We start from the raw sequence: 16,160 nt of genomic DNA on the forward strand, positions 1-16,160 counted from the left end.
GCGAAAAAAGAACTCTTTACGTTAGCTAACAAAGCGTAAAGAGTTCTTTTTAATGATTAATTTTTTCAGGAGAATAAACATATAAACGGGGCAATTGAGGATCGTCTTTTATGAGCCAATCATCGGGTAACTTCTTCAGTTGGTTATACATAGCGAAATCACCGACAGCTCCGCCAATTAAGAGCGCGGATAATATAACAAGCACGCCACTGCCGAAATAAAGGCCGATGAGGGCCGGCAGGATGCCTGTTAACCAGAACGGCAGCAGGAGGGCTTTCCGTATCGCGCGGTTCGTCATGAGCATATCCGTCGTTGCATAGGCAATGCCCGCTTTTAAGTTAATGCCGACATTCATTCTTTTCCACGGAACATTTGCGAATACGCGGAATCCGAATAAATGAAAAAATTCATGTAAGACGACCAAAATAATATAGCCGCCAAAAAACAATAGCAAGGTATAGCCGGTTAAATTGAAATAAAACCCTTCTTCAATTATAAAGTGAATCAGGAGAAGAATAGCTAGCGGTATAATTGTAAGGTAAATACCTTTCTTTGCAATGGTGTTCAAATCGACATCAACAATTTCATCTGGCACGGGAAGTTCATTCATAAACGTCACCTCATTTTCAATTATAGTATAAAAGGTTGTATAATAGATAGAATCATGGTAGTATGTATTGATGTGAGTAATACAATTACTTGCTCCTTGCCCGCTGTCATCAGCAGGGCCAAAGTCCATAAGGAGGTGACTAAAGATGAGAAAATACGAAATTATGTACATTGTGCAACCAACAATTGAAGAAGATGCAAGAAAAGCGCTAATCGAACGTTTCGATGAGGTTCTTACATCAAATGGTGCAGAAATCATCGAGTCGAAAGAGTGGGGAAAACGTCGTCTCGCTTATGAGATCAACGACTTCCGCGAAGGTTATTACCAACTCGTGACTCTTAACGCTGAAGAAAATGCACTCGAAGAATTTAAACGTCTTGCGAATATTAACGAAAACATTATTCGCCATATGGCTATTCGCCTTGATGCTTAATCTATTTATAGATGACGTAACAGTTGAAACCTACAAGATGATGAGGGAGGTCGAATTCTGATGATTAACAGTGTCGTTTTAGTTGGCCGCTTAACAAAAGACCCTGAGCTTAAGTATACACAAGGTGGTGTTGCGGTCACTCGTTTCACACTCGCTGTGAACAGACCATTCACAAACCAACAAGGTCAGCGCGAAGCTGATTTCGTTAACTGTGTAACTTGGCGCAAGCAAGCAGAAAACACAGCGAACTTTTTAAGGAAAGGCAGCCTTACTGGAATAGAAGGTCGTATACAGACGAGCAACTTTGAAGGTAAGGATGGCAATCGTGTCTTTATGACAGAGGTTGTAGCTGATAGCGTGCAATTCCTTGAACCGCGCAGTGCGAATGCTGGCGGAAGGTCCGAAGAGGGTTCGAATGCGCCTTATCAAGGAGCACCGTTCCAGGGAGGCGCTCAACAACAACAGCCATCGTATCAGCAATCGAATTACCAACCAAATCAGCAAAATTATACACGTACAAACGATGATCCATTTTCGACAGGCGGAGGTCCGATAGAAGTATCGGACGACGACTTGCCATTTTAATGGAATCATTGACATTGTACCAAACTTTAATATAGGGAATAGAGAATTATTCCTTTTACCAAGGAGGTAAATGATATGGGACAACGCCGTGGAGGCCGCAAACGCCGTAAAGTATGTTATTTCAACTCAAATAACATCACGCACATCGATTATAAAGATACTGACCTACTTAGAAAATTCGTTTCTGAGCGTGGAAAAATCTTACCTCGTCGTGTAACTGGAACTAGCGCTAAATATCAGCGTAAACTTACAGTTGCGATTAAACGTTCACGTACGATGGCACTTCTTCCATTTAGCTCGGAAGAAAGATAATCTGACAATATATAGACCGTCTTACACTGGCATAATCCAGTCTAGGACGGTTTTTTACTTTATCTCGCTTGGACAGATATAGGAACGTATATTCTTCTTTGGTTTATAAACAGTAATCATGATATAATTAAAGTTATGACAAACAATTATTAATCGGATTCTGTTATCGCTGAATATATATAGAAATAAGCATTCGAATCATCGGAGGAATACATTATGCAAGATAATACAAAACGCATTACAAACGGAATGTTGATGATTGCATTATTTACGATCTTACTGACTGTTTCAATTTATATTCCGTTAGTAGGCGGCTTGACAGCACTTTTTATTCCACTACCCATTATTCTCTTCAGGTTACGTTATGACCGACTTGCATCCCTTCTCATACTAATAATTAGTGTAATGTTATCTGTCGCGGTTGGCGGACTAGTACTAGTGCCAATTGCGCTTATTTGCGGCATTATTGGATTTGTTATCGGGGATACAATCAGACTTGAAAAAACCAAATTGTATACGTTCATGGCAACTGGATTAACACTATTGCTAAGCCTCGTCTTGACATATGTTGCGGCAGTACTGCTCTTTGGTGTTAATGTTGTTGACGAAATGATGAGTGGATTAGAGAAAACGCAAGAATTTATATCCGCCACTTTGGTAGACTACGGAGAACTGCCTGAAAATTTTCAAGCTCAAATGAATGATATGATTGCATTTTATGAACTTGCCATCCCATCGTTTATTATTATTATTTCCTTTAGCATAGCCTTTCTGATTGTTGTGCTTAACTTGTTCGTTGTTAAACGATTTGGATATGACCCGCCCAAGTTCCCATTGTTCAGGAACATGAAATTGCCAGTTATTCTTTTATGGTGTTATTTAACCGTGATGTTACTACCTTTATTTGCACCGCCAACACAAGGATCTACTATGGAACTTACCATCGTGAATGCTTCCGTGATCTTAAGGTTTTTATTTTTTATCCAAGGGATTTCATTTCTTCATTATTATTTAAATGAAGCAAGATTACCGAAATGGTTGAATGTCATTTCAACTGTTATTGCCATATTATTAAGTCAACTAACAATTTTACTTGGTGTACTTGATGTAGGCATGAATATTCGGGCATGGATCGGGAGAAACAAATCGAACTAGGAGATGACAACAATGAACTCTTTTTTCAGGAAAAGATCAATACGCTATCCATTAGCTGCGTTGTCGCTTCTTGGATTGATGGCGGCAGTGTTTTTGCTTATGTTTCAATTTTGGCCAGGGCTTATTTTCTCTGTTTTATTCGTATTAGCGATTGGAATTGCGTGGAAAACAGAAGAACAAACCTATCTTGAAACTGAAAAACATATTCAAACACTTTCCTATCGCATGAAAAAAGTTGGGGAAGAAGCACTTCTCGAACTGCCAATCGGAATTATACTCATAAATGAAAAAAGAGGAATAGAGTGGGCAAACCCATATGCCTCTAATATATTCGAGTTAGATTCGCTAATCGGGAAAGAATTGGCTGACCTCTCTGATCAGTTATATTCGATTGTAGATCATCCAGATGATGAGCAGGAAATTCTGGCCGTGAACGATAAATCTTATAAAGTATCCTACAATGCGGAAGAAAAGCTGATTTACTTATTTGATGTTACGAAGCAATTGGCTATCGAAACGCTTTATCATTCAGATCGAACGGTTCTAGGAATTTTACTCGTCGATAACTATGACGAACTTTCCCAGGCGATGGACGACCAGACGAGAAGCCAACTGAATTCACTTGTAACCTCACTTGTCTCAAAGTGGGGGAAAGAAAACGGGATTTACGTCAAACGAATTGCATCCGACCGATTTTTAACTGTTTTCAATGAAGCTTCTCTCCGTCTGTTAGAAAAAGCAAGATTTTCAATTCTTGACGATATACGCGAGGCGACAGAAGAACAAAGCACTGCACTAACGTTAAGCATCGGGGTAGGTACGGGTTCAACATCCCTCATCGAACTTGGAGAACTTGCGCAGTCGAGTCTGGATTTAGTGCTTGGACGCGGAGGCGACCAGGTGGCAATTAAGCAAGTTGATGGAAAAGTTAAGTTTTACGGCGGAAAAACAAATCCTGCCGAAAAACGAACGAGAGTCCGTGCAAGAGTAATTTCGCATGCACTGCGCGATTTAATACAGGATAGTGATAAAGTTATTATTATGGGACATAAATTTCCGGATATGGATGCGATTGGCGCATCAATCGGTGTAAGAAAAATGGCACGCATGAATAACGTGGATGGTTACGTCGTCATTAACTATGATGAACTCGACGCAAGTGTTACTCGCTTAATGCATGAAATACACCAAGACGAGGAATTGTATTCTCAATTCCTAGAGCCGGATGACGCTTTATCAATGCTAACCGAGCAATCGCTTGTGATTGTTGTCGATACACATAAACCAAGCATGGTCATTGATGAACGGATACTGGAAAAGACGGAAAAAGTTGTCGTGATCGATCATCATCGACGCGGTGAAGAATTTATAAATAATACGATGCTCGTCTATATGGAGCCGTATGCATCATCTACCGCGGAATTGGTTACAGAACTGCTCGAGTATCAGCCGAAACATGAAAAATTAACGATGCTAGAATCGACAGCGCTTCTTGCAGGCATCATCGTCGATACAAAAAGCTTTACACTGCGTACAGGCTCTAGAACGTTCGAGGCGGCATCATTCCTTCGAACAAACCGTGCAGATACCGTTCTCGTTCAACGCTTGTTAAAAGAGGATATAAACACGTACATGGAACGAGCAAAAATTATTGAAACTGTAGAATGGCTGGAAAAAGGAATCGTTGTTGCTAGAGGAAATGAAGATACTGTTTATGGTTCTGTTCTTATAGCGCAAACTGCAGACATTTTACTAGCCATGCAAGACGTTTCCGCTTCATTCGTGGTTGCGTTACGAGCAGATGGAAAAGTCGGCATCAGCGCCCGTTCACTTGGCGAAATCAACGTCCAAGTCATAATGGAAGAACTCGGCGGCGGCGGTCACTTAACGAATGCTGCATGCCAAATAGATGCAGATTCCATAGAAGAAGCTATAGATAAATTAAAATTAATTATTAAAAACAAAATGGAAGTAGAAAGGGGATAATCATAATGAAAGTGATTTTTATAAAAGATGTTAAAGGTAAAGGCAATAAAGGCGATGTAAAGGATGTTTCAGTAGGTTATGCTCAAAACTATTTACTAAAAAACAACCTGGCAATCGAAGCGACACCGGCCAATTTAAGCAAATTAAAAGGGCAGCAAAAACGCGAAGAGAAAAATGCAGCTGCAGAGTTAGCAGAAGCAAAAGTATTAAAAGAAAAAATCGAGAAAGTTACAGTTGAAATGAAAGCAAAATCTGGTGAAGGTGGACGTTTGTTCGGATCCATCACGTCGAAACAAATCGCAGACGCACTTAATAAAGAAAATGGCATTAAAGTCGATCGTCGCCGCATGGATTTGCCCGAGCCGATTCGCTCACTAGGTTATACAAATATTCCAATCAGAATTCATCAGGAAGTCACGGCGACATTAAAAGTACATGTTACAGAGGAAGCGTAAGGAGATATGAATCATGAATGAGATGATCGATCGAATTCCACCCCATAATAACGAAGCGGAACAGTCGGTCATCGGCGCAATATTCCTGGAACCGCAGGCGTTGATCACCGCTGCTGAAGTGTTAGTGCCTGAAGATTTTTATCGGATGGCTCATCAAAAGATATTTACGACGATGCTAAACCTGAGCGACCGGGGACAAGCAATCGATGTTGTGACTGTCACAGAAGAACTATCCGCTAAAAAAGAACTGGAAGATGTCGGCGGGATTTCCTATCTAACCGAAATCGCAAACTCTGTCCCGACGGCGGCGAATATTGTCCATTATGCCAATATAGTTGAAGAAAAGGCATTACTTCGCAGACTAATACGCGTCGCTACGACGATTGTTGAAGATGGATATACACGCGAGGATGAAGTAGAAGCGCTTCTGTCCGAGGCTGAAAAAAGTATGATGGAAGTCTCTAACCGCAAGAATGCAGGAGATTTCAAACACATAAAAGATGTGCTTGTACAGACGTATGATAATATCGAACTTCTGCATACTCAAAAAGGCGATGTAACTGGAATTCCAACAGGTTTCACAGACTTGGATAAAGTCACCGCGGGATTTCAACGCAACGATTTAATCATAGTTGCAGCGCGTCCATCCGTTGGTAAGACGGCATTCGCATTAAACATCGCTCAAAATGTCGCGACAAAAACGACTGAAAATGTGGCGATCTTCAGTTTGGAGATGGGTGCTGACCAGCTAGTTATGCGGATGCTCTGCGCGGAAGGTAATATAGATGCTCAAATAATGCGAACGGGAGACCTTCAAGCGGAGGATTGGCGCAAATTGACGATGGCAATGGGAAGTCTTTCGAATGCTGGTATTTTCATAGATGATTCATCAGGTATTCGAGTTAACGAGATTCGTTCAAAATGTCGCCGTCTTCAACAAGAACACGGCCTTGGAATGGTTATCATTGATTACTTGCAGCTTATTCAAGGAAGCGGAAGATCTGGTGAAAACCGACAACAAGAAGTTTCCGAGATTTCCCGTTCATTAAAAGGATTAGCGAGAGAATTAGAAATACCTGTAATCGCATTATCCCAACTTTCACGTGGCGTCGAACAACGACAAGACAAGCGTCCGATGATGTCAGACTTGAGAGAATCAGGAAGTATTGAGCAAGATGCAGACATAGTCTCTTTCTTATATCGCGAAGACTATTACGATAAAGAGACAGAGAATGAGAATATGATAGAAATTATTATTGCAAAACAACGTAATGGTCCGACGGGCACGGTTACGCTTGCCTTTGCTAAAGAATACAACAAGTTTGTCAACGTTGATTGGAGTCAACATTCACCGCAAGGTTTTTAAACTCATTCAATCAATCTATCGAAGACACCTTATTAACCAAGTAATTTTGGTTAACAAGGTGTCTTTTTTATTGAAGGATGGATGAAATTGGTTTTAGGTAATCGGCAATATGACAAAAAGACTTGGTAATAGGTCGAAATATGTATAAAAGCGGAAAATAAAACAAAAAATGCACTTTATTGCCTACCGGTTTCAAGAAAATGGATGCTATTATACATTTTCTTTACAAAGCTCGACAATTCAACAATTAGTCAAAAAGATGTGATAAATTATAGAAGGTGTAAAAATACAATTTACTAGAATCAAAGCAATATCTATATATCTTGATGGCAAGATGGAAGGGGATTTATCTACATGTTTTTAAATAGAATATCAGATAATGAGGATTCACCACCTAATTTTAAATGGGTGTCAAAATTAGTCGGAAAAATTCTTATTATCTTGTTGCTCACTGGATTCAGCACAGAGGCAACATTCGCAGAAGAAGCTGAATCGGAGATCCAAACGATTTACCATGTTTACTGGAAAGGCGAGCATATAGGCGGTCTTTCCGATAAAACAAAGTTAGACGAATTGAAGTCTCTGAAACTTGATAAAGCAGCCAAAGAATTCGAAGACTTGTCCTTAAAAATTTCAACGGATCTATCAATCGTTCCTGAACGGGTTTTCGAAATAGGAATTGAGGATGCTGTAGTCATCGAAAAACTTCAAAAGCTAGTATCCGTTGAAGCAGAAGCAGTCGGAATTGAAGTTGACGGGGAGCGGCAACTCAACGTCAAAGATAAAACAGCTTATGATGAAGTAATTCGAGCGCTAAAACTACAAACAGTTACCGAACAGGAACTGATTGATTTTGAGAAATCTACTAAAGATATACCACCATTAAAAGAAAATGAAACGCGAATTACTAAAATAGTTATGAATGCAGACTTGAATGCAATCAAAGCCGTTGTACCACCGAAAGAAGTAATGACTGTTGATGAAGCAGTTAAACTTTTAAATAAAGGAACGTTAGAAGAACAGAAATATACGATTCAAAAAGGTGATGTACTTAGTAAAATTGCCAATGCGCATGGGATGGCGACGGCCAAGTTACTTGAAATTAATCCGGGATTGAACGAAAATTCGGTCATAAAACCTGGTGAAAAAATCAATGTAACGAAATTAGAACCGCTCGTAGAAGTTAAGGCGTACTTCGAGTCGAAGAAGAGAGAAACGATTTCTTATAAAAAGGTTTCTAAAGATGACAATAACCTCAACAAGGGCGATAGGAAAGTAACAAAAAAAGGTTCCGATGGAGAGAAAGTTGTTACTGAACAAATTATCAAACAGAATGGAAAAGTTATTGGAAAAAAAGAACTTGAAGAAGAAATAATTGTTGAACCAACAGATGAAATAACAGTCGTCGGAACGAAAGTAATGCCCTCAAGAGGCGAGGGATCGTTCAAGTGGCCTGCGGTTGGCGGCTATGTATCAAGCAAGATGGGGACGCGTTGGGGCAGACTGCATCGAGGAATAGATATAGCTAGACCTTCATCACGTTCCATATTGGCTTCAGATAACGGCGTTGTCGTATCCGCTGGTTGGAGCGGAGCTTATGGCAATAGAATTGAAATCGATCATAACAATGGGTACAGAACATTGTATGCGCACTTATCTTCGATTGACGTAAGCGTGGGTCAAACAGTATCTAGAGGATCTAAAATAGGCGTGATGGGCTCCACAGGCCGCTCTACAGGCGTTCATCTTCATTTTGAAGTAACAAAAAATGGCTCCCTTGTGAATCCTTTAAGTGTATTGAAATAATTAAAGATAGATAAGTTGAAAATGAAAGTACAGGAAGAGGTATAGTAAATCTTTTTCTGTACTTTTTGTATATAAAAATCCCATATTAATCTACTTATTACCAGGAAATAACTACGAGGTAATGCGGTTTAGAACGTGCGAAAGCTTGTAAAGAGTGGTAGAGTAGTAGGAACAATGATGAGGCGCTGGTAGAGCGGGAAAGGAATAAAACATGCAAAATAAAACAATTTTAGTTGTTGATGATGAAAAACCAATTGCTGATATACTTGAATTTAATTTGAAAAGAGAAGGTTTTATTGTTTATTGTGCATATGACGGTGAAGAAGCCCTCAAGAAAGTTGAAGAGGTTTCACCGGATTTAATGCTTCTAGATATAATGTTGCCTAAGGTAGATGGCATGGAAGTATGCCGCGAAGTACGAAAAAAGTATGACTTTCCGATAATTATGTTGACTGCCAAAGACTCTGAGATTGATAAGGTTCTCGGTCTTGAACTAGGAGCAGACGACTATGTTACTAAACCATTTGGAACTAGAGAACTTATTGCGCGGGTGAAGGCGAATTTGCGCAGGCATATGAAAGTTGAATTAGAAGAAAACGAGAATGAGACAAATAATATTACAGTCGGGAACTTGATTATTCAACCCGATGCGTATTTAGTGTTGAAACGCGGAGAAACGATTGAATTGACACATCGTGAATTCGAATTGCTTCACTATTTGTCAAAGCATGTCGGACAAGTTATGACCCGCGAACATCTTCTTCAAACTGTTTGGGGTTATGACTATTTTGGCGATGTGCGTACGGTAGATGTTACCATTCGTCGATTACGCGAAAAGATCGAAGATAATCCAAGCCATCCAGCATGGATTGTAACTAGACGCGGCGTCGGTTATTACTTACGAGATCCGGAACAGGAGTAACTAGCATGCAGAAAGTTAGTTTTTTTAGGTCCATCCACGTAAAACTCGTACTCATTTATGTATTGCTCATATTGATAGCGATGCAAATCATTGGACTTTATTTTGCTAGAGAGCTTGAAGAAACGTTAAAAACCAACTTTACTACTTCTATTGCAGACAGAATGAAAATTGTCGAATATAGCGTGCGCGAAGAAATGCTAAAAGAGCGATCAGAGGACGATCCGAAACTCGAAACGAGTTTATGGGCCGTCCTTTCGGGGTTTACCTCAGATGATATTATTGAAATTCGCGTCATTGACTCCCGAAACCGAATCTTGGCATCTAATGTTCTTGATAATCAATCTATGATCGGTCAACGTTCCATGGATGACATTGTAAGGCGGTCCATTGCATCAGGGTCTCCGAGCGAAAACATATACCTTGATAAACATACTCGAAAACGCGTCATGGTTTGGGTCACTCCTATTAAAGTCGAAGATGAAGTATTAGGAACATTATATCTTAAATCGAATATCGAAAAAATGTTTAAACAGATGGACGAAATCAACCAAATACTTGCTGGCGGAACAATTGTTTCTCTGACGATTACCGTCATTTTGGGGATTTTTATCGCTCAAACAATCACTAGGCCGATTTCTGATATGCGAAGGCAAGCACAGGAGATGGCGAAAGGAAACTTCCAACGTAAAGTGCGTGTATATGGCAATGACGAAGTGGGCCAACTTGCTGTCGCCTTTAACCATTTGACGAACCGACTGCAAGAGTCGCAAGCTTCGACCGAAGGAGAACGGAAAAAGCTTGAATCGGTCCTTGAAAATATGACCGATGGCGTTATTTCCACGGATCGTAAAGGTCGTGTCGTGCTCATTAATGATACAGCACTTCAAATGTTGAAAGTATCTGCTGAAAATGTGTTGAATCGGCCGATTACATCAGTTCTCAGCCTCGAATCTGAGTATGCTTTTGAAGATTTGGTTCAATTAAGAGACTCCCTTGCATTAGATTATAGCACCACCGAACTGTCTTATGTATTACGTGCAAGTTTTTCAGTTACGCAGAAAGAAACCGGATTTGTCAATGGACTCATCGTCGTGCTGCATGACAATACAGAGCAAGAAAAAATAGATATGGAGCGACGCGAATTTGTATCCAATGTTTCGCATGAATTGCGAACGCCTCTTACAACGATGCGTAGTTACTTGGAAGCCCTTGCTGACGGTGCTTGGAAAGATAAAGAAATTGCACCGTCATTTTTGCACGTCACGCAGACTGAAACCGAGCGAATGATACGACTTGTCGAAGACTTATTGAAATTATCTCGTATGGATAGCCGGGATTATGATTTGCATAAGGAATGGGTAGAATTTAAAGATTTTTTCAACTTTATCATTGATCGCTTTGAATTATCTAAATCGCAAAATGTCAATTTTAGGCGTATTTTTCCGGATATCGAGTTATTCGTCGAAATCGATACCGATAAAATGACACAGGTCATAGATAATATTATTTCAAATGCACTAAAGTACTCTCCGGACGGCGGAGAAGTTTACTTCGGGGTCTCCGTTCTTGATAAATACATCAAAGTAATGATTTCTGATGACGGAATGGGAATTCCTTTTGAGAACGTTAATCGGATTTTCGACAGATTTTACCGTGCAGATAGAGCACGCTCTAGAGCCTTGGGAGGCACGGGTTTAGGGCTTGCGATTGCCCGGGAAATGATAATGGCGCATGGCGGGGAAATATGGGCGGAGAGCGAAGAAGGACAAGGAACGACAATTTTCTTCACATTGCCGTTCGAACTTGATGAAGGCGGTGAGTGGGAATGAAACAAGTGGAAACAATTAAGTCAATTGTTCTTTTCTTACTCATTGCACTGAGCATTACCTTAACTTTTTCAATATGGACATATACGCCCAACTTGCAAACAATAGATCAAAAACCGACCGTTGATATTTCAATATCCAATCGAGCTACTATTGAAAAGGTCATAAAACCATATAAGTCAATTTTTCGTATCCAAGACAGTTTAACGGGAACGACAGACTCGACTGAAATTGAACATATTTTAAAGGCAATGGAAAATTGGACGATAACAGATATATTAAAAGATCAAAACTTTAATGCTGATAAATTGAATTTATTGATGAAAAAGAGAAATAGTTTTACCTTGTTCTATCATGCTGAAGTACCATTACGGGTCTATGAAAACCTGATGGACATAGATGATGAAAATATTCCCGAGACATCATTTGATCGAATCATTGTTGAATGGAATACATTAAATACAACATTGGATATGCACTTTGTAAGCAGTTTGCATCAATCGCGTTATAGTGCGCAAGTTCATGTTGCTGATTTGCAGAAATTTAACCAATCGCTTTTGGTCAGAGGGAAAAACTTCTCCGAATATGCAGAAGTGGCAACAAGTGATGAACATTTAATTATGATTCCGGTTAACCGGTCAGAGATTATTCGAAATACGTATTACCAAGACAGCATAAGCCCATCTCGCTTCAGAGATGCTCTATTCAGTGATCCGAATGCGGTAAGACGCAGTCAAGTGGGTCAGAACCAGGAAGAATTTCAAGACGATCATGCGCTTATGACCATCAATACAGATAAGAAGATCCTAGAATATGTGCAACCTACGGCAAAAACGAATGAAGTAGCATTTCCTTCTGATTTATTACTTGATGTGTTTGATTTTATCAATGAACACGGCGGATGGTCGAACGAATATAGACTTACAAATATGAACCCCCTTTCACGTACTGTTGAATTCCAACTTCATGTTCATGGGTTGCCAGTTTTCAGCGATACAACATCAACCATGATTGAACAAGTATGGGGCGACGAACGAGTTTTTCGTTATAAACGGCCCTATTATATATTAGATTCAAATTTACCATCAGAAACTGAAACAGTATATCTTGCATCAGGCGTTGATGTTGCAAAAATGCTAATTGAATCAGATGAAATCGATGGGGGCCAAGTCGAGGAAATCATCCCGGGCTATTTCATGAAATACGATACAAATCCAAATCTTTTCATGTTGGAACCTTCATGGTTTTATAAAATTAAAGGCAACTGGATTCGCTTTTCACCAGAAAATCTGGGAGGTGAAATGATTGGATTGGAATAAAACGAAAACAATATTTATTGTCGTGTTTTCTATATTAAACGTATTTCTTTATTCACTCTATATAGATCGTCATCAGGATGCCCAAAAACTTCAAGTAATGGGAGAAACTTCGATCGAGGAATCTTTGCGGTTGGATGATATCTCTTATGGTGAACTTCCGGTATTTACTGACGAATCTTATTATGTTTCGGCGGAAATAGCCGAGTTTCCCGAAGAAGAACTCGATAAGTTTACCGGCCAAAAATTCACGTTAGTCGATGAAGAACACCTTATTTCAAGACTGGAAGCCCCATATCCATTGAAAAATTCAAAAGGCGAGGAACAGTTCACGGAATTTCTTGCAACACATGTGTTGAACGGAAAGGAATATGTTTTATGGGGGCGGGACGAGGATAAGAGACAAGCTATGTTCTTCCAAAAGGTTGATGACTATCCGATCTTTTTCAACAAAAATGCGATGCTGATCATTCATTGGGATAAAGATGAAAACATAATAAGTTATGAGCAAAGCATGTTTGGCGAGTTTATTAATTTTAACAAGAAAAAAGATTTATTATTGCCGATAGAAGCAATAAACGCTTTATCTTCAAAAGATTATTTAAAAAAAGGTTCGACCGTGATAAATATTTCACTTGGTTATTCAACACATATTCAATTAACCAAAACCCAAGTATTTGCTCCGACGTGGCATGTTCGTGTAAAATTAGAGGATGAAGAAATTGAAGACTACTTTGTTAATGCAACGGATGGAAAAGTGATCGAGTTTAAAGATGAATTGGAAGACCCAGAAATAGATGAGAATGTTGAAGACTTGGAAATAGATGATCAAGGGGATTTTTGATATGCGTTTTAGTGTACTCGCAAGTGGAAGCAGCGGGAATGCAATATTTATAGAAAATGATGAACATAAATTTTTAGTTGACGCAGGATTTAGCGGTAAAAAGCTGGAAAGTCTTTTTGCAAGAATTAATCGTTCAATGGAAGACTTGGATGGAATATTTGTCACGCATGAGCATAGCGACCACATAAAGGGCCTCGGCGTTGTCGCGAGAAAGTATGGGACCCCCATTTATGCAAATGAAAAGACCTGGAAAGCGATGGATGGGCTTGTCGGGAAAATCCCGCTGGACCAACGCTTTCAATTTGATATGGAGACTGTTAAATCTTTCGGGAGTCTCGATGTTGAATCTTTCTCTGTTTCACATGATGCGGCGGATCCTATGTTTTACACCTTTCATCAAAATGGGCGAAAGTTGGCGATCATTACGGACACTGGTTACGTAAGTGATCGCATGAAAGGTATTATAAGCGGTGCTGATACTTTTGTTTTCGAAAGCAATCACGATGTCAGCATGTTGCAAATGGGTCGTTATCCATGGTCTGTCAAGAGAAGAATTTTAAGCGATGTCGGTCACGTATCAAACGAAGATGCGGCAGTAGCTATGAGTGAAGTTGTTTTTGAGAAAGAAACAAAAATATACTTATCTCATTTAAGTAAAGATAATAATATGAAAGACCTAGCGAGGATGAGTGTTACGCAAACATTGGAAACATGCGGAATCATTGCGGGTGAATATGTTCATCTTTTTGACACGGACGCAGATGAGCCAACTGAATTAGTTACAGTATGAGGGAAAACCTTGCTCGGGGAGTTGTCAATGCCCTCATAGCAAGGTTTTTTCGTTATATTTGAGTAAATAAGGGTATGTTTAATTAGAGATAGAGTAGAAAGGATGAAGCGTATGGACGAATTCAATAAGTCATCTAGTTCGGAATCGGATGAATCGAAAACATCATTGGATAACACTGAATCAAATTCACAAGAAATAGAAAAACGAGAATATGAAAGACCTTTAAAACGGGAAAATCGTCCACCAAAGAGAGGCAGTGGCTTCATCTATGGTTTACTTGGTGTCGTTGTCGGTGCGCTGCTCGTGTGGCTTCTTCTTCCAAATGGAAATACCTCGAATAAAGTACCCGATGTAAAAAACAACGTCATGCAAGAAGAGCGATTATCTGTTGATATTAACACGGACATCACGGAAGTCGTTGAATCGGTCACAGATGCAGTCGTCGGCGTTACAAATTTACAAACGGTTCGTGATTTTTGGTCATCATCTGAAACGACGAGAGAAACTGGAACGGGCTCAGGCGTTATTTATAAAAAAGAGAACGGAAAAGCATATATCGTCACAAATCATCATGTTGTCGAAGACGCACAAGAAATCGATGTTACATTTGATGACGGCAAAAAGGCACAAGGACGACTTATTGGAAGCGACATGTGGACGGACTTAGCGGTCATTGAAATCGATGCAACTGATGTAAAAGCGGTTGCTAAGTTCGGAGATTCTGATGCGCTAAAACGTGGTGAAACCGTTATTGCGATTGGAAACCCACTGGGCTTGGGCTTTTCAGGATCGGTTACACTTGGTGTAGTATCTGGTAAAGACAGATCGATTCCAATCGATTTTAATCATGACGGTGCTGTTGACTGGTATTCGGATGTTCTGCAAACGGATGCGGCGATTAATCCCGGAAATTCAGGTGGCGCACTTATTAATTTAGCGGGCCAGTTAATCGGCATTAATTCAATGAAAATATCACAGGAAACAGTTGAAGGAATCGGACTTGCGATCCCGATAAATTTAGCGATTCCAATCATACAAAAGCTCGAACAGCATGGTGAGGTCATTCGTCCTACCATGGGTGTGACACTAATCGATCTTGCCAGCATACCTGCGCAGCAACAAATTGTATTAAAATTGCCGAATGAGGTTACTGAAGGCGTAGTCATAAATGAAGTTGTTCCAAATTCTCCAGCATCCAGAGCAGAGGTTAAACGATATGATGTCATTGTTGAAATGGATGGCGAAAAAATTGAGGATATGGTGAGCTTGCGAAAACATCTGTATAATGTAAAAGAAGTTGGCGACAAGATGACGATGAAAGTTTATCGTGATGGACAATTGATTGAAATAGAAATGACTCTTGAAAATGGGAATGCTTTTTAAGGATTAAAAACTTATCCACAAATAGGCGGAGTAGCGAAGATGATGGCTGTTCCGCTTATTTATATGCTTATTTTTTAGATGTGGATAGTTTTTGGAATTTGTGAATAAGTTTGTGTAAAAGAGGATGAAGGAAAGTAGGGTTATTTTTGAAGATATATAGCTGTCAAATGCATATAGATCAAGCACTTGAGGAGTTAATCTTGCAGGAGGAAGTTTATCCGATAATGGAAGCGGTTCCGGAATCAGAAAAGTTATCCACAAAGTGTACATACTGTGATGAGTCTGCATTGTATGTTGTGGCGAACAAATAATCGGACACAATATGTAGATAACTTCTGTGGATATGTTAATAAGATATGTTTGTAACGATA

Annotated in this window: 16 protein-coding genes; 15 read left to right on the forward strand and 1 reads right to left on the reverse strand. The window is 39.6% G+C overall.

The window, feature by feature from the left end:
- Window positions 1–49: 49 nt before the first annotated feature.
- Entirely contained in the window at window positions 50–610 is a 561-nt protein-coding gene (locus tag G8782_RS07190; RefSeq protein ID WP_172370280.1) for a DUF3267 domain-containing protein, read from the reverse strand.
- A gap of 145 nt (window positions 611–755) precedes the next feature.
- Here G8782_RS07190 and rpsF point away from each other — a divergent pair, with 145 nt between their 5' ends.
- From rpsF to G8782_RS07265, 15 genes are all read left to right on the forward strand, one after another.
- Window positions 756–1,043, forward strand: coding sequence for a 30S ribosomal protein S6 (gene rpsF / locus G8782_RS07195; RefSeq protein ID WP_172370281.1), 288 nt, complete (start codon window positions 756–758; stop codon window positions 1,041–1,043).
- Window positions 1,044–1,103: 60 nt separating this feature from the next.
- Window positions 1,104–1,628, forward strand: coding sequence for a single-stranded DNA-binding protein (gene ssb, locus G8782_RS07200; RefSeq protein ID WP_172370282.1), 525 nt, complete (start codon window positions 1,104–1,106; stop codon window positions 1,626–1,628).
- Window positions 1,629–1,703: 75 nt separating this feature from the next.
- Window positions 1,704–1,940, forward strand: coding sequence for a 30S ribosomal protein S18 (rpsR, locus tag G8782_RS07205; protein ID WP_172370283.1), 237 nt, complete (start codon window positions 1,704–1,706; stop codon window positions 1,938–1,940).
- Between the two features lie 216 nt (window positions 1,941–2,156).
- A complete protein-coding gene (locus G8782_RS07210) occupies window positions 2,157–3,095 on the forward strand; it encodes a YybS family protein (protein WP_172370284.1) in 939 nt (312 codons plus the stop codon).
- 12 nt (window positions 3,096–3,107) lie between these two features.
- Window positions 3,108–5,081, forward strand: coding sequence for a DHH family phosphoesterase (locus G8782_RS07215; RefSeq protein ID WP_172370285.1), 1,974 nt, complete (start codon window positions 3,108–3,110; stop codon window positions 5,079–5,081).
- Window positions 5,082–5,086: 5 nt separating this feature from the next.
- Window positions 5,087–5,536: a 50S ribosomal protein L9 gene (gene rplI / locus G8782_RS07220; RefSeq protein ID WP_172370286.1), complete on the forward strand. Its 450-nt coding sequence runs from the start codon at window positions 5,087–5,089 to the stop codon at window positions 5,534–5,536.
- Between the two features lie 13 nt (window positions 5,537–5,549).
- Complete coding sequence (gene dnaB / locus G8782_RS07225; protein WP_172370287.1) at window positions 5,550–6,902, forward strand: replicative DNA helicase; 1,353 nt, start codon at window positions 5,550–5,552, stop codon at window positions 6,900–6,902.
- Window positions 6,903–7,256: 354 nt separating this feature from the next.
- Entirely contained in the window at window positions 7,257–8,708 is a 1,452-nt protein-coding gene (locus G8782_RS07230) for a M23 family metallopeptidase (RefSeq protein WP_172370288.1), read from the forward strand.
- Window positions 8,709–8,919: 211 nt separating this feature from the next.
- Window positions 8,920–9,630, forward strand: coding sequence for a response regulator YycF (gene yycF, locus G8782_RS07235; protein WP_172370289.1), 711 nt, complete (start codon window positions 8,920–8,922; stop codon window positions 9,628–9,630).
- Window positions 9,631–9,635: 5 nt separating this feature from the next.
- Window positions 9,636–11,459, forward strand: a complete 1,824-nt coding sequence (gene walK, locus G8782_RS07240; RefSeq protein ID WP_172370290.1) for a cell wall metabolism sensor histidine kinase WalK — start codon at window positions 9,636–9,638, stop codon at window positions 11,457–11,459.
- Entirely contained in the window at window positions 11,456–12,775 is a 1,320-nt protein-coding gene (locus G8782_RS07245) for a YycH family regulatory protein (RefSeq protein WP_172370291.1), read from the forward strand. The genes walK and G8782_RS07245 overlap by 4 nt, the downstream gene beginning before the upstream one ends.
- Entirely contained in the window at window positions 12,762–13,616 is an 855-nt protein-coding gene (locus G8782_RS07250) for a two-component system regulatory protein YycI (RefSeq protein ID WP_172370292.1), read from the forward strand. Before G8782_RS07245 ends, G8782_RS07250 begins: the two co-directional genes overlap by 14 nt.
- Window position 13,617: 1 nt before the next feature.
- Entirely contained in the window at window positions 13,618–14,406 is a 789-nt protein-coding gene (locus G8782_RS07255; RefSeq protein ID WP_172370293.1) for an MBL fold metallo-hydrolase, read from the forward strand.
- Between the two features lie 111 nt (window positions 14,407–14,517).
- Window positions 14,518–15,789 (forward strand): S1C family serine protease, encoded by a 1,272-nt coding sequence (locus G8782_RS07260; protein WP_172370294.1) that lies wholly within the window; start codon window positions 14,518–14,520, stop codon window positions 15,787–15,789.
- Window positions 15,790–15,935: 146 nt separating this feature from the next.
- Entirely contained in the window at window positions 15,936–16,100 is a 165-nt protein-coding gene (locus tag G8782_RS07265; protein WP_172370295.1) for a CxxH/CxxC protein, read from the forward strand.
- The last annotated feature ends 60 nt before the right edge of the window (window positions 16,101–16,160 follow it).

Source organism: Sporosarcina jiandibaonis (genome assembly GCF_013184495.1).
GTDB classification, from domain to species: domain Bacteria; phylum Bacillota; class Bacilli; order Bacillales_A; family Planococcaceae; genus Sporosarcina; species Sporosarcina jiandibaonis.

What these genes read in the sequence shown, in the direction of transcription:
- G8782_RS07190 (WP_172370280.1), bottom strand. Translation starts at nt 610, where the DNA reads ATGAATGAACTTCCCGTGCCAGATGAAATTGTTGATGTCGATTTGAAC.
- rpsF (WP_172370281.1), top strand. Translation starts at nt 756, where the DNA reads ATGAGAAAATACGAAATTATGTACATTGTGCAACCAACAATTGAAGAA.
- ssb (WP_172370282.1), top strand. Translation starts at nt 1,104, where the DNA reads ATGATTAACAGTGTCGTTTTAGTTGGCCGCTTAACAAAAGACCCTGAG.
- rpsR (WP_172370283.1), top strand. Translation starts at nt 1,704, where the DNA reads ATGGGACAACGCCGTGGAGGCCGCAAACGCCGTAAAGTATGTTATTTC.
- G8782_RS07210 (WP_172370284.1), top strand. Translation starts at nt 2,157, where the DNA reads ATGCAAGATAATACAAAACGCATTACAAACGGAATGTTGATGATTGCA.
- G8782_RS07215 (WP_172370285.1), top strand. Translation starts at nt 3,108, where the DNA reads ATGAACTCTTTTTTCAGGAAAAGATCAATACGCTATCCATTAGCTGCG.
- rplI (WP_172370286.1), top strand. Translation starts at nt 5,087, where the DNA reads ATGAAAGTGATTTTTATAAAAGATGTTAAAGGTAAAGGCAATAAAGGC.
- dnaB (WP_172370287.1), top strand. Translation starts at nt 5,550, where the DNA reads ATGAATGAGATGATCGATCGAATTCCACCCCATAATAACGAAGCGGAA.
- G8782_RS07230 (WP_172370288.1), top strand. Translation starts at nt 7,257, where the DNA reads ATGTTTTTAAATAGAATATCAGATAATGAGGATTCACCACCTAATTTT.
- yycF (WP_172370289.1), top strand. Translation starts at nt 8,920, where the DNA reads ATGCAAAATAAAACAATTTTAGTTGTTGATGATGAAAAACCAATTGCT.
- walK (WP_172370290.1), top strand. Translation starts at nt 9,636, where the DNA reads ATGCAGAAAGTTAGTTTTTTTAGGTCCATCCACGTAAAACTCGTACTC.
- G8782_RS07245 (WP_172370291.1), top strand. Translation starts at nt 11,456, where the DNA reads ATGAAACAAGTGGAAACAATTAAGTCAATTGTTCTTTTCTTACTCATT.
- G8782_RS07255 (WP_172370293.1), top strand. Translation starts at nt 13,618, where the DNA reads ATGCGTTTTAGTGTACTCGCAAGTGGAAGCAGCGGGAATGCAATATTT.
- G8782_RS07260 (WP_172370294.1), top strand. Translation starts at nt 14,518, where the DNA reads ATGGACGAATTCAATAAGTCATCTAGTTCGGAATCGGATGAATCGAAA.